At 48.9% G+C, this 22722-nt stretch carries 18 protein-coding genes; 4 read left to right on the top strand and 14 right to left on the bottom strand.

The window, feature by feature from the left end; all coding sequences use genetic code 11:
• Positions 1-10 precede the first annotated feature (10 nt).
• Positions 11-2209 (top strand): ATP-binding protein, encoded by a 2199-nt coding sequence (locus tag IT084_RS06195; RefSeq protein ID WP_195711984.1) that lies wholly within the window; start codon positions 11-13, stop codon positions 2207-2209.
• A gap of 190 nt (positions 2210-2399) precedes the next feature.
• On the opposite strand, the gene IT084_RS06190 is transcribed toward IT084_RS06195, so the two are convergent.
• Positions 2400-4127 carry an aldehyde ferredoxin oxidoreductase family protein gene (locus tag IT084_RS06190; RefSeq protein ID WP_195711983.1) on the bottom strand — a complete coding sequence of 576 codons (1728 nt, stop codon included), beginning with the start codon at positions 4125-4127 and terminating at the stop codon, positions 2400-2402.
• Between the two features lie 478 nt (positions 4128-4605).
• On the opposite strand from IT084_RS06190, the gene larC reads away from it, so the two are divergent.
• The 3 genes from larC to IT084_RS06175 are packed head-to-tail and all read left to right on the top strand — an operon-like array spanning position 4606 to position 6765.
• Positions 4606-5091, top strand: a complete 486-nt coding sequence (gene larC, locus IT084_RS06185; protein WP_243276805.1) for a nickel insertion protein — start codon at positions 4606-4608, stop codon at positions 5089-5091.
• A complete protein-coding gene (locus IT084_RS06180; RefSeq protein ID WP_195711981.1) occupies positions 5088-5390 on the top strand; it encodes an ACT domain-containing protein in 303 nt (100 codons plus the stop codon). Before larC ends, IT084_RS06180 begins: the two co-directional genes overlap by 4 nt.
• Before the next feature lie 16 nt (positions 5391-5406).
• On the top strand, positions 5407-6765 hold the full coding sequence (locus IT084_RS06175) for a PFL family protein (RefSeq protein WP_195711980.1): 1359 nt from the start codon (positions 5407-5409) through the stop codon (positions 6763-6765).
• A gap of 21 nt (positions 6766-6786) precedes the next feature.
• On the opposite strand, the gene IT084_RS06170 is transcribed toward IT084_RS06175, so the two are convergent.
• From IT084_RS06170 to IT084_RS06110, 13 genes are all read right to left on the bottom strand, one after another.
• Positions 6787-7167: a response regulator gene (locus IT084_RS06170; protein WP_195711979.1), complete on the bottom strand. Its 381-nt coding sequence runs from the start codon at positions 7165-7167 to the stop codon at positions 6787-6789.
• Complete coding sequence (locus IT084_RS06165; RefSeq protein ID WP_195711978.1) at positions 7164-10256, bottom strand: response regulator; 3093 nt, start codon at positions 10254-10256, stop codon at positions 7164-7166. Before IT084_RS06165 ends, IT084_RS06170 begins: the two co-directional genes overlap by 4 nt.
• Positions 10257-10970: 714 nt before the next feature.
• Entirely contained in the window at positions 10971-11972 is a 1002-nt protein-coding gene (gene gap, locus IT084_RS06160) for a type I glyceraldehyde-3-phosphate dehydrogenase (RefSeq protein ID WP_195712069.1), read from the bottom strand.
• A gap of 44 nt (positions 11973-12016) precedes the next feature.
• Entirely contained in the window at positions 12017-12676 is a 660-nt protein-coding gene (locus IT084_RS06155) for a bifunctional 2-keto-4-hydroxyglutarate aldolase/2-keto-3-deoxy-6-phosphogluconate aldolase (RefSeq protein ID WP_195711977.1), read from the bottom strand.
• A gap of 27 nt (positions 12677-12703) precedes the next feature.
• On the bottom strand, positions 12704-13732 hold the full coding sequence (locus IT084_RS06150) for a sugar kinase (protein ID WP_195711976.1): 1029 nt from the start codon (positions 13730-13732) through the stop codon (positions 12704-12706).
• A 58-nt stretch (positions 13733-13790) separates the two neighbouring features.
• Positions 13791-15497 (bottom strand): FAD-binding protein, encoded by a 1707-nt coding sequence (locus IT084_RS06145; protein WP_195711975.1) that lies wholly within the window; start codon positions 15495-15497, stop codon positions 13791-13793.
• Positions 15498-15573: 76 nt separating this feature from the next.
• Positions 15574-17136, bottom strand: coding sequence for an acyl CoA:acetate/3-ketoacid CoA transferase (locus IT084_RS06140; RefSeq protein ID WP_195711974.1), 1563 nt, complete (start codon positions 17134-17136; stop codon positions 15574-15576).
• A gap of 73 nt (positions 17137-17209) precedes the next feature.
• Positions 17210-18505, bottom strand: a complete 1296-nt coding sequence (locus IT084_RS06135) for a TRAP transporter large permease (RefSeq protein WP_195711973.1) — start codon at positions 18503-18505, stop codon at positions 17210-17212.
• A 2-nt stretch (positions 18506-18507) separates the two neighbouring features.
• Complete coding sequence (locus tag IT084_RS06130) at positions 18508-19020, bottom strand: TRAP transporter small permease (protein ID WP_195711972.1); 513 nt, start codon at positions 19018-19020, stop codon at positions 18508-18510.
• 89 nt (positions 19021-19109) lie between these two features.
• A complete protein-coding gene (locus IT084_RS06125; RefSeq protein ID WP_195711971.1) occupies positions 19110-20150 on the bottom strand; it encodes a TRAP transporter substrate-binding protein in 1041 nt (346 codons plus the stop codon).
• Between the two features lie 213 nt (positions 20151-20363).
• Positions 20364-20807, bottom strand: coding sequence for a MaoC family dehydratase (locus IT084_RS06120; RefSeq protein ID WP_195711970.1), 444 nt, complete (start codon positions 20805-20807; stop codon positions 20364-20366).
• A 5-nt stretch (positions 20808-20812) separates the two neighbouring features.
• Complete coding sequence (locus IT084_RS06115) at positions 20813-21955, bottom strand: acyl-CoA dehydrogenase family protein (RefSeq protein WP_195711969.1); 1143 nt, start codon at positions 21953-21955, stop codon at positions 20813-20815.
• 283 nt (positions 21956-22238) lie between these two features.
• Positions 22239-22685: a MaoC/PaaZ C-terminal domain-containing protein gene (locus tag IT084_RS06110; protein ID WP_195711968.1), complete on the bottom strand. Its 447-nt coding sequence runs from the start codon at positions 22683-22685 to the stop codon at positions 22239-22241.
• Positions 22686-22722 lie beyond the last annotated feature (37 nt).

Here is a 22722-nt window from a genome sequence, read left to right as displayed (position 1 = left end):
GTTAAATAAAATGCGTTCAAAACAATTGGCTTATTATTTAACAAGGCTCAAGGAGATATTTGACTCATCCGTCTACATTAAAATATTAATATTTATGCTTTTAACAACCTTGCTGCCGATTATTTTTTTTAGCTTGTTCTCTGTATTTGAAGCCATGAATTTAATTAACAAAACCACGCTTGAATCCAAAAAATACATCATGCAAAATATCCTTCCGCTGCAGGAGGACAATATTTTATCCCAGGCCAAAATTACTGAATTACAAATCTATGAAATAGAATGTGCAGTACAGATACTGCAAGAAAGGGCTGAAGACATATTAAATCACCTAAACGATTATACTTATCCCAATACCAAAACAATAATAACAAAAGATAATCTTGGTTACCTTTCATCCAGTCCCTTGTATTACCAGGGTTATGAAATTTCCAATTTCTTTATCAGTAACACAACCAAACCTACCGCGGATTTAATGGAAAAGATTTATAAGCTAAAACACCTCGATCCCCTTTTGCGATCAGCTGTCTTGAACAATAAAAATATTGTACTGGCTTATGTTTTACTGGCTGAAAATGCTTTACGGGTTTATCCCAAATTAGACTATGCTTTTCTAATAAACAAAAAATTATGGCCTGCTGATTTGAACTTTCAGGAATACGAGTTTTACTACAGTGCCGACCCAAAACACAACCCCGGTAAAAAAGTAACCTGGACTCACATTTACAATGATATTACAACACAGGGTTTAATTATAACCTGCAACGCGCCCCTATATTCCAAAAACGGTTCATTTATTGGAGTGGTAGGCGTTGATGTAAAACTGGAAGCGATAGTAAATAATATTTTAAATATTAAATTCTCCCAACCCAATGCCTATGCCGCCCTGGTAACCAATACAGGTGAGATTATTTACAGCAATCACAAATTGCCGGATTACTCCAATGAGCTGGCAATTAATGTATTGCCTAAGGAAATACACAGACTAATCAAAACTAGTTATTCTGGTTATAAATTTATCGAAATCAATCAAAAAAAGTATTTAGTTCTTTATTCTTCTCCTGCACACTGGAAATTAATTTATGTTATTCCCGAAGCAGAGATTTTTCTTCCATTTCAATTAAACGTAAAAAAACTAATAAATGATTCAATAGTTTCGATATTAAAACACTTTCTTGCCTTTTTCATCGTATTAATATTGTTTAGTATCGGGTTATCAATCCTGTTTTCCAACAAAATCAGTAAACCGATTAAAAAGTTAACCGAGGGTGCAAAAGCCATCAGCAAAGGAGAATTTATAAAAATTCCTGTAAAATCAAATGATGAAATAGCTTTGTTATCTAGAACGTTTAATGATATGTCCCAAAAGTTATATGAAACTATTCAAAGATTAAAACAAAAAGCCCTGGAAAAAGAAAAACTTAACCGCGAACTGACGGAACTAAACCAGTTATTGGATATAAAAGTCAAAAAAAGAACAATAGAATTAACTAAAATGAACCGGCAGCTGGAACAAACCATAAAAAAGCTAAGCAAAACGGAACAATCCCGCAAAGAACTGCTTACAAATGTGTCGCACGAATTAAGAACACCCTTGATGATAATACAGGGATACGTTGAAACAATAAAGGACAGCCTTCCCATGGACCAGGCGGAAATGGAGCAATGCCTCAAAAAGATTTATACCAAATGCCTGCAAATGGAACGATTAATTAGTGATTTATTTATATTATCCCAACTTGAATCCGGGCAGGCATTGAATTTTAAATTCGTTAAATTAGCAGAGATGCTCAACCAGTACTTTGAAGAAGTATCAATCCTTTTTGAAAAGAAGAATATCAGGTTTTCATATGATTTACCTAAAGACTTGCCGTTGGTTTTTATAGACCCGGACAGAATAGTACAGGTTTTCAATAATTTAATTCATAACGCATTAAAGTACACCCCGGAAAGCGGGTTGATAACTGTCAAGATTACTCAACTTGATGATTTTCTCCAAATCAGTATCATAGATACCGGTATCGGCATACCGCAACCGGATTTACCCCATATTTTTAATCGTTTTTACAAAGGGAGCAACTATAAGGAAGGAAGTGGACTTGGACTGGCTATATCAAAGGCTATAATAGAAGCCCATGGCGGTCAAATTACTGTGGATAGCATTCAAGGTAAAGGAACAAAGTTTACCTTTATTATTCCAGTACAAAAATAAATCGGGTTTTAAGCCATTCTACATACGACCTTCCCTTTTTAGCAGCTATGTTATAGTTATAAAAAAGCGGGGTTGAAGTAACCCACCGTAACCCCGCTTTTTATATATTAAATCCCCATGTACCTCTGACTCACAACCGAGCATGAAAATAGCATACGGCTATTTTCAGATGAAAAGTAAATACCTCGTCTTAAAAGTTGAACACCTCGTCCAGTTCTTCGCCCTTGACGTCAAACCTGGTGTTATGCGGCGGCAACTCCTCGGTGTAGAAGAACTCGGGCAGCCGGTCGTCGGCCCTGGTAAAGCCGGCTTCCTGGTTGAACTTGCGCTCCACCTTGAGCACGTTTTGCCCCAGTGCGGCCACGTCTTCCACCGTCAGCGCGGTGCCGTACTGGGCGTTAATCATTTCTACTATTGCGGGTAAAGCCTCGGGGTTGTCCAGTACCGCAAAGGCCACGAACAGGCACAGGCCCGTGGAGTCCACGGCGGCGGTGGCCACCTGCAGGTTGCGGGACAATTCCACCTGGCCGAAGGGTTCCAACGGGTTGACATAGCCGCCCACTCTGAGAATATTGGCCGTAACGGCGTATCCCGCGGTATGGTCGGCGCCCATGGGGGTGGTGGCGTAAGTAACGCCGTTGCCCTTGCAGGCGCGCGGGTCGTAGGCCGGGATGCCCTGGCCCTTCACGGCGGGTACCCGGGTGACACCGAACACCTTGCCGGCGTTGGTGGCGCCGCTGCCGATAATCCGGCCCAGCGGGGTGCCCTTGCCCACTTCCTCCAGGGCGGCGATGGCGGCCTGGCCGTCACCGAAGGGGATCACGCCCGCCTCCATAAGCACGCCCAGGGTGCAGCCCGTTTCAATGGTATCCAGCCCCACGTCATTGCAGATATAGTTCAATTTGGCAATCACGTCCAGGTCGCCGATTTCCAGGTTTGGTCCAAAGCACCAGGCGGTTTCGTACTCGATGGGAGCGCAGACCTTGCCGTCCGGCATGGGATACACGTTGGAGCAGCGCATGACGCAGCCGGGATGGCAGGCATGAGTGGCCTTGCCGCCGCGGGCGACGGCCACCTCGGCCAACTTCTCACCGCTGACCTCACCCGCTTTGTCGAAACGTCCGAATCTGAAGTTGCGTACAGGCAGCGCTCCAGCCTCGTTGATAATGTTCATCAGCACGTTGGTGCCGTAATTGGGCAGGCCCTGGCCGCAGGTCGGGTTGTCCAGCAGGATCTTGGAAAATTTTTTAGCCGCCGCCTTGAACCGCTCAGGGTCCTTAACCGGCACGTCGAATGTTTTGGGGCAGTCCACCACGATGGCTTTCAGGCCCTTGGAGCCCATCACGGCGCCCAGGCCGCCGCGCCCGGCGTAGCGGCTGCTGTTGCCGTCGCTGTCGTTATTGGTCACACCGGCGGACAGCATGAGCATTTCACCGGCGGGGCCGATGGTAATTACGCCAACTTTATCGCCGTAGCGCCGGCGACAGGTGGCGGTCACCTCGTAGGTCCCCTTGCCGGCCAGATCGTCGGCTGGCAATAATTCTGCGCCGTCCGGGGTAATTTTAAGCAGGGATAAACCTCCACCGGCAGGCTTGCCTTCAACAATGATGGCCTTGATCCCCAGGTTGGCCAGTTTCTGCGAAGTAATGCCGCCCGCGTTGGCTTCCTTGATGCCGCCGGTGAGCGGGCTCTTGCCGCCTACGGACAGGCGCCCGGAGGACGGCGCGCTGGTACCCGAGAGCAGGCCGGGGGCGATGACCAGCTTGTTGAACGGCCCCAGCGGGTCGCAAGTGGGGGGCACTTCGTCGGCCACCAGCTGGGAAGTTAATGCCCGGCCGCCCAGCGCCAGGTATTTCTCCGGTACTTCTTCATAGACAGCCTTTTTTCCGGACATATCAACCCTGAGAAATTTTGCCATTAACATTACCTCCTTTGTGATTAATTTATTAAACGATTTAGCTGTAATAACACCACAGCGGCAGGCGTCCGGTGGATTTCTAGAGTGAGTGAAGCACTGGATGCGGTCACTAGCCCGTCATATCCCAAGAGCCACGACCCCTTAGGGCGTGAAGAAGTAGTTGGGCAGCAGGTTGCAAGCGTTAACTACAAGCTTCACCGGTCTCAAGAGTAAAATTGCGAAACGAACGGAAGAAACCACCGGAACGCCAGATACAAATACCGGGTTTTCACAGTAATATCATTTAACTAATTATCAAAACTGAAAATCTGGTACAATTTGGACATTTCTTTCAGGTTACATTGTTTAAAACAGTTTGTCAATGAAATATAACTAAATTTTCAATAAAGGAATCTCATCTGCCACAGGCGAAATATTAACGGGACAATCCAACAAATCCCGGATATAATAATGGAGGAAGTAAAGCAAATTGAGAACGATGAATTACACATGGGAAGAAATACTGGTGCTGGAAACAGCCATTGACGACATGAATCCCGAATTTTACCCATACCTGATTGAAAAACTCCTGGCGGAAGGGGCGCTGGACGCTTACCTTCAGCCAATCATTATGAAAAAGGGCCGCCCCGGTGTAATGCTTACCGTACTAGCTCGTAAAGAAAACCGGGACGTCATCATGACCGAAATATTCAAAGAAACATCCACCCTGGGCGTACGCGTGCGCGCGGAAAACCGCGCCTGTTTGCCGCGGGGCTTTTTAACCGTAACGACGGAATACGGCCCGGTGCGGGTAAAAATCGCCTATGCAGGCAACGGGGAGACCCCCGCCCGGTTCAGCCCCGAATTTGAGGATTGCCGGGCCCGCGCGCTGGAACGCGGCGTCCCCATCCGGGAGGTTTACAACGCCGCCTTGCTGGCGGCTGAAAAGACAAAGGAAAAAGAAAACGGGAGCGATATCCAATGAAATACTTGAACGCGGGCGAAAAAAAGGGCCGGCGCGTCATCATCAGCGTCATAGGCCCGGACCGGGTGGGCATCATCGCCGGTGTCACCACTATCCTGGCTGAAAACAATATCAATATCCTCGACATCAGCCAGACTATCATGCAGGAATTCCTGGTCATGGTGCTCATCGCCGACATGGAACAAAGCAAAATCGACCTCTCCACGCTCAAGGACCGTCTTATCGCCAAAGGCTTCGAACTGGGGGTGCGCATAGACGCCCAAAACGAGGACGTATTCAACTTCATGCACAGGTTGTAATACAGGAGGGGTTATTTTGCTTACCATTCAGGAAATCGTGGAGACAATTAAAATGGTCCAGGAAGAACACCTGGATATCCGCACCATCACCATGGGCATTAATTTGCTGGATTGCGCGGACGCCGACCCCCGGGTCGCCTGCACCAAAATTTATGATAAAATCACCAGGCTGGCCGGCAACCTCGTCCGGGTGGGGGAAGACATCGAGCGGGAATACGGTATCCCGATCGTCAATAAGCGCATTTCGGTGACACCGATCGCGCTGGTGGCGGGGTGCAGCCAATCCGGGGATTACATGATCTTCGCCCAAACCCTTGACCGGGCGGCAGCCGAGGTGGGGGTCAACTTTATCGGCGGCTACTCGGCTCTTGTGCACAAGGGCATCACCGGCGGCGACAGGAAACTGATCGATTCCATCCCCACCGCCCTGGCTTATACCGAGCGGGTGTGTTCGTCGGTTAACGTAGCCACCACTCATGCGGGCATCAACATGGACGCAGTGGCACTGATGGGCCGGGTAATCAAGGAAACCGCATCCCTGACCGCCGAGCGCGACGGTCTGGGTTGCGCCAAGCTGGTGGTTTTCGCCAATGTGCCCGAGGATAATCCCTTCATGGCCGGCGCCTTTCACGGTGTGGGCGAACCGGAATCGGTCATCAACGTGGGAGTTAGCGGGCCCGGCGTGGTCAAGCGGGCCGTGGAGCGGGCAGGAGACGGCGATTTCGGCACCCTGGCCGAAACAATCAAAAAAACCGCCTTCAAGATCACCCGCATGGGCGAATTGGTGGGGCGCACCGCGGCGGCGCGGCTGGGCGTGCCCTTCGGCATCGTGGATATCTCCCTGGCCCCCACCCCGGCGGTAGGTGACAGCGTGGCCGAAATACTGGAAGCCATGGGGCTGGAGCGCTGCGGCACCCACGGCACTACAGCGGCCCTGGCCTTATTGAACGACGCCGTCAAAAAGGGCGGCGCCATGGCCTCGTCTTACGTGGGCGGCCTTTCCGGCGCTTTCATCCCGGTCAGCGAGGACGCCGGCATGATCAGGGCGGTGGAAGAAGGCGCTTTGCACCTGGACAAACTGGAGGCCATGACCTGCGTATGCTCGGTGGGCCTGGACATGATCGCTGTGCCGGGGGATACCACCGCGGAAACTATCTCGGCTATAATTGCCGATGAAGTGGCCATCGGCGTCATTAACCAGAAAACCACCGCCGTGCGGATAATCCCCGCCCCCGGCAAACAAGTGGGCGACCACGTGGAATTCGGCGGCCTGCTGGGCCGGGCGCCGGTGATGCCGGTGCACCGTTTTTCCTCCGCCGGTTTCATCAAACGGGGAGGCCGGATCCCGGCGCCTGTTCACAGCCTGGGCAACTAGGACAAATTACCTCGCGACGGGTCAATCCTTGTCCGGCTTAAAGCCGTTCTCCACCGCTTCCAGAAGCGCGTCAAACCGGACAGGTTTTGGTAGGTACCCGTCGCACCCGGCCTGTAAAATTCGGTCCCTGTCGCCCTTCATGGCCATGGCGGTTAAAGCGATGACCGGTATGTTACAGGTCCGTTCATCCTGTTTGAGGATCCTGGTTGCCGTTATGCCGTCAATACCGGGCATCTGGATATCCATGATGATGAGATCTGGTCTTTGCTCCCGCGCCGTCTCAATTCCCTCTTTACCGCTGCGGGCCTGTATAACCCTGTAACCCTGTGATTCCAGGATGTCGTGGACCAAGCGTAAATTTTTTTCATTATCCTCAATGATTAAAATCACCTTGCTTTTCATTGCGTCAAATCACCCCCGCCCGTACCCCGCCTTTCCAGCACCCTGCGCACCTCGGCAAGCAGCAAGGTCGGGCTGAAGCTGCCTTTTTCCTTAACCGCTTCAACCAACCCCTGCAGTTTCTCGTAATCCCCCCTGGTTAATATTTTGGCCGTGAGTACAATTACCGGCACGTGCTTGAGCCGGGGGTCCCGTTTAATTGTTTTAACCACCTCGAAGCCGTTGATCTCGGGCATCATCAGGTCAAGCAAAATAAGGTCAATCCTGTCTTCCCGGGCCCTTCTGATCCCCTCCGCGCCGCCGTAGGCTTTGAGCACGCGATAACCGTGATCCGTCAAATTGCCCGCAATAATTTCCACGGCCCTGGGGTCGTCATCAATAACCAGAATGGTGGGTAAGCGCCTGAATACGGGTGAAGCGTCTTTGCTCAACCTGTTGCGGACAATGCCGGCCAAGATACCGGGGTCGAACGGCTTTACCAGAACCTCCGACGCCCCGAAATCCAGGCCTTTTTTCAAATCCGAAACCACCGAAATGATAATTACGGGTATACCCCTTAATTCCCGGTCGGCCTGAAGCTTTTTCAACAAACCCCATCCATCCATCACCGGCATCAATATATCCAGAGTAATTATCTGCGGGTACAGCTTCCGGGCCATTTCCAGGCCTTGCCGGCCGTTCACCGCGCGGACCACCCGGTAACCTTCGCTCTTTAAATAAGACTCAATCAACCTGGCATCCCGGTCATCATCCTCAACAACCAGTACCAGGGGTTCTTTTCCGGGCCGCTGATCAATATCCGCACCCCGGCCGGGTCGGTCACTCCGCGCCTCTGCCGGCGGCGGCACCGGTTCCGCGGGAAGGCTGAATATAAACTCACTTCCCACGCCCAGTTCACTTTCCACCCAGATCTTACCACCGTGCATTTCCACCAGTTTCTTGGACAAAGCCAAGCCCAAACCCGTTCCCTCGTGCCGCCTGGACAGAGACCCGTCCACCTGGGAAAACTCCAGGAAGATTTTTTCCCTGTCCTCTTCCGATATCCCGATACCGGTATCGCGTACCCGGACCAGCACGCTGTTGTTCTCCAGGGTGACGGACAGTTCGACCTTTCCGCCTTCCGGCGTAAACTTAAGCGCGTTGGACAGCAGATTAAAAATAACCTGTTTGATTTTACGGGCATCGGCAAATACGGTTCCGACCCTTTCATCAAGCCGCATATCCAGTTTGATATTCTTTTTCATGGCTTTTTCCCGGAACATGCGGATGCTGCCCTGCAAAAGGTCGGGCAGGAATACGTCGCTTAAGTCCAACTCCATGGCCCCCGCCTCGATCTTGGAAAGATCGAGGATGTCATTGATCAAGGCCAGCAGGTGTTCCCCGCTTTCCTTGATATCCCTGACGTACTCCATTTGGCGTTCGTTTAGCTGGCCAAAAAGCTGTCTTTCCAACAACTCGGAAAAACCGATCACGGAATTGAGAGGCGTTCTGAGCTCGTGGCTCATGTTGGTGAGAAACTCGCTTTTAGCCTTGTTGGCATGTTCCAGTTCCCGGTTTTTGCTTTCTATTTCCCGCTGCCTGTCGCCGAGTTCCTGTGATAAAAGCTTCAGATCCTCAAACTGCTTGATGCCGTGCAGGGTGATACCCAGTTGCACAGCCACCTTTTCCAGGAATTTAATTTCTTCCTCTTCCACAGCTCTGCCCGCATCAATTAAAAGCACCCCCTGGATCATTTGCTGGTAATATACCGGAAAAATAGCCCGAACAAGGGGATGACCGGCGCTCGTAGAAAGCCCGGCTTTTTCCTGCCGTTCAATAATCAGGGTCCGCTTGTCAAAAGCCGTGTCGATGATCGCCTGATCCTCAAGGGATGCGGGTGTTCCCACGGGATCATTTTGAACGGACCGGCAAATAACCCGTTCAAAGGACCGTGTCCACTCGTCATAAGCGTAGTAGGCCCCTGCATTGTAACCCAGACGTCTGGTGAGCAGGTCGATTAATTTTTTCAACACTTCGCCGCGATTATCATACCCCGACAAGATGGCCATGGCCCCGGCCGTGACCCGGTCGTACAACATCCGTTTTTGAAGGGCCTCCGCATCTTTTAAATGCCTTATGGCGGAAGCGATATGCCTGCTAACCAGTTCCAAAAAGGGCATGTCCTCGCGGGAAACGCGGTCTTTGCCCGTTCCGTTCAGCTGCAAGAGACCGATGTTTTCACCTTCATCCTTAATGGGCACCAGCACCAGGGTTTCGAAACCGGCAGTCAAACAGGTAAGCCGCCAGGGTCCCTCCAGTTGCAGCGGCCCGGCCGGATCTTCCCGCAGCAAAGAAGCGGAGCCGGTAAAAAAACTACCATAATTGGTCAGGTACTTTTCGTTGATAAAACCGCTCAATTGGTTCCGCAACACTTTGCCGCACAGGCATTCCAGAACGGTTCTTCCATCGTCGCTTTTTTTCGGCGTTCCGTCCGGGGTAAAGGAACACAGGGAATATTCCTTTGCTATAAAGTCCGGCTCAAAACCAGTGTGGGCGAAGTAAGTGAAATCATCTCCTTCGGAAAGTCTAATGGCGGCCGCATCGCAGCCGATCACCCCGGTTAATATTTTAAGTACATTACTGATTGATTGCTTTAAGTTTTTAAAATTAGCCAGTTCGGACAGTATGGCCAGTTCCGCTTGCTGCCGCTCCTCGTTTTTCTTCCGCCCCGTGATATCGGTATGTGAAACCACCGCTCCACCGGTCCCGCCGGACAGGCGGGTTACATTCAACAGAAACCACCGTTTTTCCCCTGGCGCATGACATGGATATTCCATGGCAAACCGGGCACGGGAACCTTCCAAAACGGACTGAATCCCGGCCAGGGCAAGGGCCGACGTAGCGCAACCCTCACCTGCCCCCCGCCGGCAGGCTTCCAGGTAATTCCGGCCGGTGGCGGAAATAGTGGCGGCGTCGGCGCCATTCTCCCGGCCGAATTGCTTCCAGGATTCGTTTACGGCGATGATATTGCCTTCGCCGTCCAAAACAGCAATATGCGCCGTCAGCGAGTTGAGCACCGCCAGGTTGAAGGAGTTGATTTCAGCATGGTCCACCCGTTAGCCCCCCTTGCTAAGAAAACACAAAGATTTACTCCGCGTTAAAGTAATTACTCCATTCGCAATATTTATCCTTTTAAGCACAAAAAATCCCGAAATTAAACTTAACCACCGCCTGCTAAAGCAGGTGGGATTGGTATCGACTGAAAGTCGACTTAAGCATGAGTGCCGCAACCCCCCAACTTCAGTTGGGGGTAGTTGAACAGGTGCTGAACATAACCGCTCCGTCCCGGTCGGTGCGAATAATTTCGGCGCCGGAAAAATTTTACCCCTCGTTCGAAAGTAAAATTATAGGGTACGCAAAACTGTTCCGTTTGTCGTACCCTTTACTGGTAAACTTAATTTTTCACTCAAATTTGACGATCAATGGACGGTGGTAATATAGACATGGGTCTGGCGTCGAAGTGATCATATCTATATTACCAAAGTTAATCCATACCGATACTCGCTGAGATTTACTTTTTAGTTGTCAAGACACTGAGGAGAATTTTATTATAAAGTAGTTTATGCAGTTGATATAATAAAAATTATATAGTATCCTTGAACTGCACTGTAGTTCTCCTTATTCTGGAGATTTGGGCAAAGACAACCCATATCTCTATTATAAGGAGTTTTTTATTTGGTCAGTATCTCTCTGGAACTTTCGCTGAATTTTAGCTATTTACCGGTTTTGAACAAACGCAATTCTATTTATATGTGATACTAATGTTTTTACATATTTCCTATATAAGCAACCAGGTCTACTACACGGCAGGAATAACCCCATTCATTATCATACCATGCTATTACTTTTATCATATTATCACCAATCACCATAGTGGATAAAGCATCTACTATTGAGGAATGAGGATTACCGTAAAAGTCCCTTGATACCAGCGGTAAATCGCAGTACTCCAGTATACCCTGCAATTCTCCTTCAGCGGCCTCTTTTAAGGCCAAGTTAACCTCATCAACCGAAGCAGGCTTATTAATAACAGCCACAAAATCAACCACCGACACGTTCGGGGTGGGAACCCTCATAGCCAGTCCGTTTAACCGTCCGGCCATTTCAGGAAGCACAAGGCTCACCGCCCGGGCCGCGCCGGTAGAAGTGGGAATAATCGACATGGCCGCCGCCCTGGCCCGGCGAAGATCTTTATGCGGCAAATCCAAAATTCGCTGGTCATTAGTATAAGAATGCACTGTTGTCATAGTACCATAATTTATACCAAATCTTTCATGAATCACCTTAACGACCGGAGCCAAACAGTTGGTGGTGCATGAGGCGTTAGAAATTACGTGATGCCTGGCGGGGTCATAGGTATGATGATTTACTCCCATAACAATGGTGGCATCTACACCCTTGCCGGGAGCGCTGATAACCACTTTTTTAGCGCCCGCCAAAACATGTTGACGGGCATCATCCCCCCTGGTATAACGCCCCGTAGATTCCACAACCACATCCACATTCAATTTACCCCAGGGTAAATTCCGGGGTTCAGGTTCGGAAAAAACGTTAATTAGCCTATCATTTACGCTAATACAATTATCCATGGCCAGAACCGGTTCAGTTAGAGTTCCATGGACGGAGTCAAATTTTAGCAGGTGTGCCAGCGTTTTAGGATCTGTTAAATCATTGATGGCGACAATTTCGAGATCATCTCTATGTATGGCCGCCCTAAAGACATTTCTGCCAATTCTTCCGAAACCATTAATCGCTACTCTGACCGTCAGAAAAATCCCCCCTTTAAAATGAACAAACATCCGTTTTTAATTGCTTAATTGGCCAGCATGGAGCGAGTCCGGGCAATTTTCTCAACAAATGCCCGCGCTGTTTCTTTGATCAGGTTATAATCGCCGGTTGCCAGTCCCTGTTTGGTTATATCGCTGCCTACGCCAACAGCCACGGCGCCGGCTTTAATCCACTGATCGACATTGTCCAGATTAACACCGCCTGTAGGCATTATATTAATGTGGGGAAGCGGGCCCCGGAAGGACTTTATGGACCGGGGTCCAAACAATTCACCAGGGAAAAGTTTTACCACGTCAACCCCCAATTCCATAGCAGTTAGCATTTCAGTTACTGTGGCACAACCAGGCATACAGATTTTTTGATAACGGTTACACAAGCGAATGGTGGCAGGATTTAAGCCGGGGCTCACAATATATTGAGCTCCGGCCAGGATGCAGGCACGGGCGGTTTCGGCATCCAGCACCGTGCCTGCTCCAATCAACATTTCTTCTTCTTTAAAATTGCGGGATAATTCCTTAATCACATCAATAGCTCCCGGTACCGTCATCGTTACTTCTATGGCGGGGATACCTCCCTCGCGCACAGCTTCAATAACCTTAATAGCCTTACCGGCGGACTCCGCCCGAATAACGGCGACAATTCCTACATCCATAATTCTTTTTAATTGTTCATGTTTTTTCAGCATTAACCCACAACTCCTTTAAAAGGTTAATTACCTTTGCACCCGGCCGCTTGCATCACCCCTGGCCAGCAGCTCAACTTCATCAACGGTAATTAGATTAAAATCTCCCGGAACTGTGTGTTTTAAACAAGAAGCCGCCGCCGCAAACTCAATGGCGTCTTGTGGCTTTTTGCCTGTTACCAGCGAATAAATAAGACCGGCGCAAAAAGAATCTCCGCCGCCTACCCGGTCAACGATGGGAATGATATCATACTTCCGTGACTGATAAAATTCCTTGCCGTCATATAATAATCCGGACCAACCATTATGCGAGGCTGAGAAACTTTCCCTTAAAGTAATAGCTACATATTTTAAATTAAACTTTTCCACCAATTGCCTGGCTACATCTTTGTAGCCTTCAGCATGTAATTTCCCTTTGGTTACATCGGTCTTCGCCGCCTTGATACCAAAAACGTCCGCCGCATCTTCTTCGTTGCCAACGCATACATCGACGTAATCCATAAGACCGGTCATCACCTTGTTAGCCTTGTCCCTAGTCCACAACTTCTTGCGGTAGTTCAAGTCGCAGCTTATGGTAACGCCCATTTCCTTGGCTACTTTGCAGGCTTCCCGGACACAGGAAGCGGCACTGTCGCTGATAGCCGGGGTGATACCTGTCCAGTGGAACCAATCCGCCCCTTCAAAAATTTCCCGCCAGTTAAAATCTTCCGGCACAGCCTGGCTAATGGATGAATTGCTACGGTCATAAACTACTTTAGAAGGCCGCTGCGAAGAACCACTTTCCAAAAAATAAATCCCAAGACGTTCGCCACCCCGGGCGATGTAATCCGTATTTACACCAAAGCGGCGCACATGGTTTATAGCACATTGTCCAATGGGATTATTGGGAACTTTAGTTACATAACAGGCATTGAGACCAAATTGGGCCAATGAAACAGCTACGTTGGACTCTCCACCACCGTAAGTTACGTCAAAGGAATCAGCCTGTACAAACCTTGAATGGCCGGGTGTTGACAGGCGAAGCATTATTTCACCAAAAGTCACTACTTTCTTTTGCATAACAATCCTCCAATTGGAATATGGTTTTATTTATTAACAAACTCATTGCTTAAATAGCTTACTTAAATTGTAAAACGCTTAATTCGGGCTTACCCGTTCCCCTGGTGATAACCGAGGGTGAGCCAAATCTAACATCATCACGTTCCGGGAAATCGGTACGGAAATGGCTACCCCGGCTTTCCCTACGTGCAAGGGCGGCACAGGCCATTATTTCTCCGGCGCAAAGAAGGCTTAAAAGCTCCCATACATCACGGCTCAGGTATGGTGCGGTTGGAGCACTGAATATTTCATCACGCACCTCGGCAATCGTATTCATAAACTGCTCAAGCCCGGCTTCACTGCGCCTTACCAATAGCCTGTTTTGGGCGCTGGTCTGAAGTTTTTTCTTAAGACCGGAAACATCAACGGACCTTCCTATCCGTTCTTGGAGCCGGGCTTTTTCCCGGCCTATCAAAGACGCGGGGATTTCGGCAGTTTTTTTCCCCAGCGCCACCATAGCCGCGGAACGACCGGCCCGGGCGCCAAATACCTGGCAGGTCACCATCATATTTCCGCCCAAACGGTCGGCGCCGTGGGGCCCGCCGGCCACTTCCCCGGCTGCGTAAAGACCTGGAACCGATGTCTGCCCTTGCTCGTTGATTCTTAACCCGCCGTTAATTGCATGCCCGAAGCAGGCAATTTGCACCGGTTCCCGTAGCACATCCACTCCTCGAGATAAAAGATATTCGCGGGTGATGTTCCACATCTTGCAAAAAGCGCTATCAGGCGGAAGTGCTTTAAGGTAATCATCGTTTAACAGGGTAAAATCCAGGTTGACCCCGCCTTGATCGGTCCCGCGTCCTTCCGCGATTTCGGTTTGGATAGCAACTTCAATGTACCTTGAGATATCCGATGAACTAAAGGGAAAGTGATGGGAATGGGTATCCATTACCTCCTCCGCTTTAATCCCTTCCGGCAGGTAGTTGGACAAAAACTGCTCACCGTATTTGTTTGTCAACAGGGGATGCGCAGACCAAACCCAGCCGTTTAAAATATTGACCACGGGATGAATTATACCGATTCCGGCCTGCATGAACTCCATGTTGATCAGTTCCGCCCCGGCTTCATATCCCAGCGTGTAACCATCACCGCAAATGTCCAGCGGATTAAGATTCCTGGCAAAAAGCTGACCGGCCCCACCTGTCGCCAGGATCACCGCCCCGGCGGCAATGGCCTTATATTCGCCGCCCTGATCGATAAAACCGGCACCTATGCACTCGCCGTCTTGAATAAACAGGTTCGTTACCAAGCATTCTTCATAAACAGTAATGTTGCGTTTTTTTAGCTGAGGAATTAAGACCTGAATAATTGGTTCGCCATGTCCTTTAATTACATGGGTGCGAGGACGACTGGCAAAACAACTCAGGAACTCAAGGTAATTATCCCCGTCCCGCTCGAATCGCACCCCCCAGTCCTCCAGGGTTTTTAAAGCCAGAGGCGCTTCTTCCGCCACCAAACGCGCCAATTTTGGGTCGGCCATACCATGTGCGGCAGTCATAATATCTTTATAATGTTCTTCCGGCGTATCATCAGGATCCACCTGACCGTCCGCCACGTTAAAACCGGCCATTTCGGCCACCTTGTAGGCCGTTGCCCCACTTGCCCCCAGCTTACCCTTCAACAGCATTATCACCCTGGCCCCAGCATCCGCCGCTTCTATTGCAGCACGGCAGGCTGCGCCACCTCCGCCAATTATTAATACCGTTTGCTCTGTTTTCACCTGCATAATTTAAATCCCCTCTTATACCTCCAATATCCAGTCCAACCTTAGCCAAACTGGAATGAGAAGTTTAATCCAAACTTTATAACTTAATTTGCATCGGTTCCGGACGAAACAGACGAGGGTCCATTGTCTTGAGGTCCGCTGCAACACGAACCGGAATGGTCAATTTGTCGAGCACGTCCTTTTGCACATCAATCCCGGGCGCAACCTCAATGATTTCCAGCCCTTCCCGCACCAGCTTGAAAACAGCCCTTTCCGTAACGTAAATCACTTCTTTTTGCTTTTTCCGCATCATCTCGCCGCTATAGGTTATGTGTTCAATTTTATCGGTAAACTTATTAAATTTCCCTTCTTGAAGTATTTTAAGCCTGCCGTCTTCTATCTCCACCTTTAAACCACCGGCGGTGAAGTAACCGCAGAAAACTACCCTGGGCACGTTATTGACGATATTGATAAACCCGCCGCAACCGGGAATCAGCAGCCCCAGCTTGCTAACGTTCACGCTCCCGTTAGCGTCGGCCTCTCCAAATGCCAGGCAGGTCAAATCGAATCCTCCCCCGTCGATGAAATCCATCTGGGCACCGGAATCTATAATGCACTGCGGGTTGGCGGAAGCACCGAATTGCAAGCCGGATACCGGCAAACCGCCCCACGAACCTTGTTCGATGATAAAGCTCACCTTGTCCGTAAAACCTTCTTCCACGGCAATCTTGGGTATGTTACCTGGAATGCCGAAACCAAGGTTGATAATCATTCCTTGCTTAAACTCCATTACCGCCCGGCGGGCAATTACCTTATCCGCAGAAAAAGGCATCGGTTCAATGCGATCCAGCGGCTGCCTTACCTCGCCGGATAGCCAGGGATCATACGCTGTTTGTGTTCCCTGCATTTGGTTTGGGTCAACCACTATAGCGTCCACCAGCATACCCGGAACCTTGACGGCGTGGGGGTTCATGCTCCCTTTTTGAGTTACCCTTTTTACCTGGGCGATTACTTTTCCTCCATTGTTCTTGGCCGCCATGACCTGAGCCAGGATCCCCAGGGTAGCGGGCTCATGCTCGAAGGTAAGATTGCCGTTCTCATCTGCAGTGGTAGCCCTGATAATAGCAACATCAATGGGTATCGGCTTGTACCATAACCATTCCCGGCCTCCCAACTCAATTAGCTCAACCAGGTCTTCCTTGGTAATATCATTCAATTTTCCCCCCTGCTGCCGCGGGTCGACAAAGGTGTTCAACCCCACCTCGGTAAAGGTACCGGGCTTTTTCGCCGCCGTATCGCGTAACATTTGCATCATAGTACCCAGGGGCAGGTTATAAGCTTCAACTTCGTTGTTCAACACCATCCGGGCAATTTTATTGCCGCTGCCGTCGGAACGCCCCAAAACATATGACCCGCCGATCAACCGTTTAATTAACCCCTTGTGCGCCAGGTGATCCAAACCGGGCAGACTGATCCGATCGCCTATGGCGATAGGGAAAAACACTGTCAAGTTTCGTGGTGAACCGGTAGATAAGAACCGTTTTTCAATGGCATCCAGCATAGCTTCCGGCACCATCATCCCCGCCGAGGCACAGGCGGTAATGGTATCCCCGTCCTTAATTAAACCTGCAGCCGATTCAAAACTTGTTACTTTACTCAATGTCATCTCCTCCAGTTGCCGTTTTTTTATATCAATTTGAGAGATATTGTATTAACGTATCTTATATTAAGTTTTACCCACCTACTGCCGTGGGAACCAGTAACCTGGGTAGGAATAAGACAACATCAGGTAAAAAGATTATCATGGCAATAACCAGCAACATCACCAGGTAAAAAGGAACCAGAGTTCTAACAACCTTCAATACCGGAACATTGCCAATGCCGGCGCTCAACAAAAGTGTTAACCCATAAGGCGGTGTCAAAAATCCAAAGCAAAGCACAACAGTAACCAGTACGCCAACATGAACGGGGTTGAGTCCCGCCTCAGCAATCATCTTTTGAACTATGGGAAGAAAAATTACTATTGCGGGAATAGCATCCATGAAGGTTCCCAAGATCAAATACAAAACAGCAATAAAAATTAAGGTCGCATAAGTGCTGTCGGTTACGGGCCCCGCCAAATCAACGATTAAATTTGGAACCTGCAAGTAAGCCATAATATAACCGAAAGCACCTGCCCCTGCCACTGCCAGCAAGGGACTGGCCAGCGCTACGAGTGATTTTTTAAAAGCTTCGCAAGAAATACGCCAGTTCAATGCACGATAAATAAACACTGAGACCAAAAGGGAATATATTACCGCAATCATGGCACTTTCCGTGGCGGTAAATACCCCGCCAACAACCCCGAACACAATGATAAACGGTACAATCAGCGCCCAGATACTGTCCCAAAAGCTGGAAAATATTTGTTTTAGCGTGGCTCTGGCGGTGGTTGGAAATTTATTGGCGGTCGCCCAAAAATAGATTACCAGCATCAGCGTTACCCCGACAATCAGACCCGGCAGGGCGCCGCCCAAAAACAAGCCGGCTATGGAAACGCCACCGTATGCGCCGTATACCACCATGATGATACTGGGCGGGATAATCGGACCCATGGTGGCTGCCGAAGCATTTACCGCCACAGCCATTTCACTCGGGTAACCTTCTTTTTTCATCGCCGGAATTAAGATGCTTCCCAGCGCCGCAGCATCTGCGGTACCGGATCCGGAAATGCCCGCCATCAACATATTCGCAAAAACAGTAACATGGCCCAGACCGCCGCGAATATGGCCCACCACGCTGCGGGCGAAAGCAACCAGGCGCTCGGTTATGGATCCTTTGTCCATAATCTCGCCCACCAGCATAAACAGGGGCACAGCCAGCAGGGTATAACTATCAACGCCCGTAAACATGTTTTGCACCACCACCAGGGGTGATATGCCTGCCAGCAGGCCGGTAACCATCGCCGAGAGGGCCAGAGAAATAGCAATTGGAACTCCCAGCAAACATAAACCAAAGAAGCTTATAAAAAGAACGGCGATCAAGAACATTTTTACCCTCCCCGTTGCACATTAATCCACACTCTGATGGATTCCACCAGGTAATACAGCATGAACAGGCCCGCCAGGGGTATGGAAACAGCCGAATAGAATATTGGTATGCCGGAGGGCATGGCCACCCTTTCCAAACCCATCATGGCAAATTGATACCCGTAAATGATTAGAACAAGTATAAAAATAGCCTGACAGAGGAAAACAAACGGCGTTAGAAACTTGTTTCCAGCGAACAACTCAATACGGTAGTGCGTTCCGTGACGAAAGCCAATGGCCGCCCCGAAAAAAACCGTCCACATGAAGGCAAATCGTGCCACATCCTGCAGCCAAACGACGGGATGACCCGATTCCCGCATAACCACGTCCACCAGGACAACAGTTAAAAAGAAAGCCAGTAAAAAACTGCCTATTGCCAGTTGCATTTTTTCAAGGACATCACCTAAAGCAGTTAACTTGGCCACAGCCTGTTCCGCCTGTCCCCGGGATGTATTGCTCTTTTGATTAATTCCCATACCGTAAACCTCCCTTCCAAAGGAGCTGGGTTTTGAAGGGCGGCTGGCGCCACCCCTCAAACGCAAATTACATCCTGCCAAGCTCCAGCTTACTTGCCCAATTCCTGAATCCGGGCCAGAACATCCTCGGATCCAAGTTCCTTGGCTATTTGCTCGTGCAGAGGTTTAACCCTCTCCCGGAAAGGAGCCACATCCACCTTGATATCCTTTACCCCGTATTTGCTTGTCAACTCTTCCATGGCCTTGGCATCGTTTTCAAGCTGCTTGTCCAAACCGTATCGAGCCATCTCGGCCCCTGTTTCCATAATTATTTTCCGAATATCTTCGGGGAGTTTCTCCCAGGTCTTGTTGGAGATCCATACCTCGGACATTAGCCATTCATGTCCCGTTTCAATGAAATAGGGAGCTACTTCATAGTGTTTCGCTGTCAGGTAGGAAGATGGAGTGTTTTCAGCTCCTTCCACCAGGTTAGTTTGAAGTGCGGTATATACTTCATTAAAAGGTACCGTGGTGGGTTTACTGCCAATGGCTGCCCAAACCTTGGTTTCAATGGGAGATGACATGACCCGCACTTTCATACCCTGTACATCATCAATCCCCTTGATTTCACGGGTGGCATACAGGCTGCGTAAACCATTCGGCAGGAATGTGACCAGCTTAAAACCCAAGTTCTTTTCCGATACCAGCTTATCGAATTTGTTGATAATGTCGGGGTCCGTAGCTACTTTATACAAGTGGTCCGCATCATTAAACAGGTAAGAAGTACTTAGCAGCCCCATCTGAGGCACGTGGCTGGAAGCATTTGATGTTGACGAAATGCAAAAATCAAGTGTACCCATTTTCAGGCTGTCCAGCATAGTTGATTCTTCACCCAGCTGAGCATTGGGGAACACGTCAATTTTAACCCGGCCATCAGTTCTTTTGTTCACTTCCTCGGCAAACCATACCGCCGCCTGGTGATAAGCATGTTCCGATGCCTGGTCATGTCCAAACTTTAAGACAAATTCGGGTTTATCACCGCCGCTGTTATCAGATTGCCCCGAGCCGCCATTGCTGCAAGCTACCAAACCAACTATTAAGAGCGAAACCAAAAGACCCAGCAACAATATCCTGCTCTTTTTGTTAAACATTTTTTTCCCTCCTTAGTTTAATGAGAATTATGAAGTCTACAACCTGTATTATGAAACCTGAAAAAGGGTCTTGGCATATCACCTCCAAACCACATGGAATTAACCCCCAATTAGGGTTAAAATCACATGATAGCTTCAAAATTATTAAAAATATGGATAATGTTTTTATCTATCGGTGAAAAGAGTTTTCTATCTTTAAAAACAATTGATACTTTAACTGGCCTCCGTTACCAGCACCTTCATGTAAGTTTTACCTTCCGCCACAACCTCATCGTGCTGGTTAACACAGTAAGCTTTAAAAATACAGCGCCTTTTTTCTTCTTCTTTTTCCGCCAATTCCAATTTGGCCGTAATGGTGTCGCCAATAAAAACCGGTTTGACAAATTTTATGTCATAACGATAGGAAACTGCCCCCGGCGGCGGAAACCTTCTGGCCATATAACCCATTACAGTTGAGATCAGCCCCACACTTAAGGCGCCCTGTGCGATCCGCGTCCCGTACTGAGTTTTTTTGGCAAACTCTTCATCCAGGTGCACACCATAGAAATCACCGACAATACCGGCAAAACCATAGACATCATACTCGGAGATAGTTTTGGTAAATGTCTCGGTTTCACCTATGTTAATGTAACTTAACGGGCTTTTATTTTCGGACATTATACTCACCTCGCTGAAAAGAGTTTCCGTGCCAGAATCATCCTTTGAATCTGGTTTGTTCCTTCATATATCTGAGTCAACTTGGCGTCACGGAAAAGCCGTTCCACCACGTAATCCCGGGTATAACCGTAGCCGCCGTGAATCTGAACCGCATCGGTGGCAGCCCGCATCGCCAGGTCGGTTGCCAGGAGTTTCGCCTGGGAGGCAGCTGTTGAATAATCCATACCGTTGTCCTTTTGCCAGGCTGCTTTATGGATCAACAAGCGAGTGCTGCTGATTCCAGCGTCAATATCAGCAAGCATAAACTGTACCCCCTGGAAATCAGCAATGGGCCGGCCAAATTGCTCACGCTGCCCGGCATAAACAATCGATTCCTCCAGTGCCCGCCTGGCTATTCCCAGGGCCAGTGTAGCAATCACTACCCTTCCTGTGTTCAGGGAAAGCATCGCCAGCTTAAATCCACCGTTTTCAGTTCCAATCAGTCTCTCCGCCGGCACAACACAGTCTTCCAGGACAAATTCACAGGTCCCCAAACCACGTATACCTAGTAACTGCTCTTTTTTACCCTTGCTAAAACCGGGCGTATCGGTGTCGACTAGAAATACGCTTATTCCTCTACTTCCTTTTTCCTTATCGGTTTTGGCGAAAATTAATGCCATATCGGCCATGGCCCCGGCCGTAACAAAAACTTTTTGACCATTCAGGACATATTCATCCCCCACACGGCGCGCCGTTGTCTGCAGTGCCGCCGCATCGGACCCGGCCATGGGCTCGGTAATCGCTATGGAACAAATTTTTTCTCCATTTAGTAAGGGAGGGATATACTTTTTCTTCTGTTCTTCGGTGCCAAAACGATATAAAAATTCGGCCATTTGCATGGTTAAAAGGTTTAAGTTGGCTGTAGCCGCAGAGGCAACCGCCAGCTCTTCCAGGGCCAAACAGTATGACACCATGTCAGCTTCCGGCCCGCCATATTCCGCCGGGATAGTCATGCAAAGCAAGCCAACTTCCGCCATCTTTTGATATAGCTCATCAGGGAATACATCTTCCGCATCAATTTGAGCAGCAAGAGGCTCAACCTCGTTCCGGGCAAAATCCCTTGCCATTGATTGAATCATTTTTTGCTCTTCAGTTAAAGTAAATTGCATAAGTATTACCTCCGGTTCTACATTATAAAACTACGTTTTATCATTTAAGCAAACAAGTCAATATTTTTCAAATGCACAACCAAACCCTCTAGAAATAAACTTTGCAGCTTCCTTAATCTGATCACTATACCGTAAGCATTCCCGGTTACACCGATTCACGGAACCGGTGGTGCTCAGTGCAGGTTGTTTTTTCTATAAACACCACCTCACATTTTACTTGTTTCACCCATTTGGTTTTGAATTACAAAACCGGGTTTTATTATTTTCACAAAATGCTTCTTACCTATTTCCGCTTAATCATGAGTGTCTTAATACCTTCTTGGGTGACTGTACCATCCTGCTTGATTAATTGAATTAAAACTTTAATAATTCCCCGATCTGGTTTGCTTTTACTTGGCCTTTTCTCGACGACTTTCACTCTGGCATGAATGGTGTCACCAAAAAAAACCGGTGCTTTAAATTGCCAGGATTCGATACCTAGAAACGCAATTCCAGTCCCTTCAAGAACCCCGGTGCGAAACAAAAGCCCATGTGATATCGCCAATCCCAAAAGACCATGAACAATCCTTTCCCCAAACTGGCTTTCTTTCATATATTCCCTGCTGGTGTGCAATTCATTATAGTCGCCGCTCATGGCAGCAAACATTACAACGTCGGTTTCCGTAATGGTCCGGCTGGGAGTTATATACTCATCTCCAACCTCCCACTCGTCAAAAAATTTTCCGGTCATGTTTATCCTCCCAACTTTTTATAGTTTATGTACCTGT

This window comes from Desulfallas sp. Bu1-1, assembly GCF_015594625.1.
Lineage (GTDB): Bacteria > Bacillota > Desulfotomaculia > Desulfotomaculales > Desulfallaceae > JADNRQ01.
The sequence above is the reverse complement of the archived record's forward strand: the minus strand, read 5'-3'. Positions and strand labels throughout refer to the sequence as shown.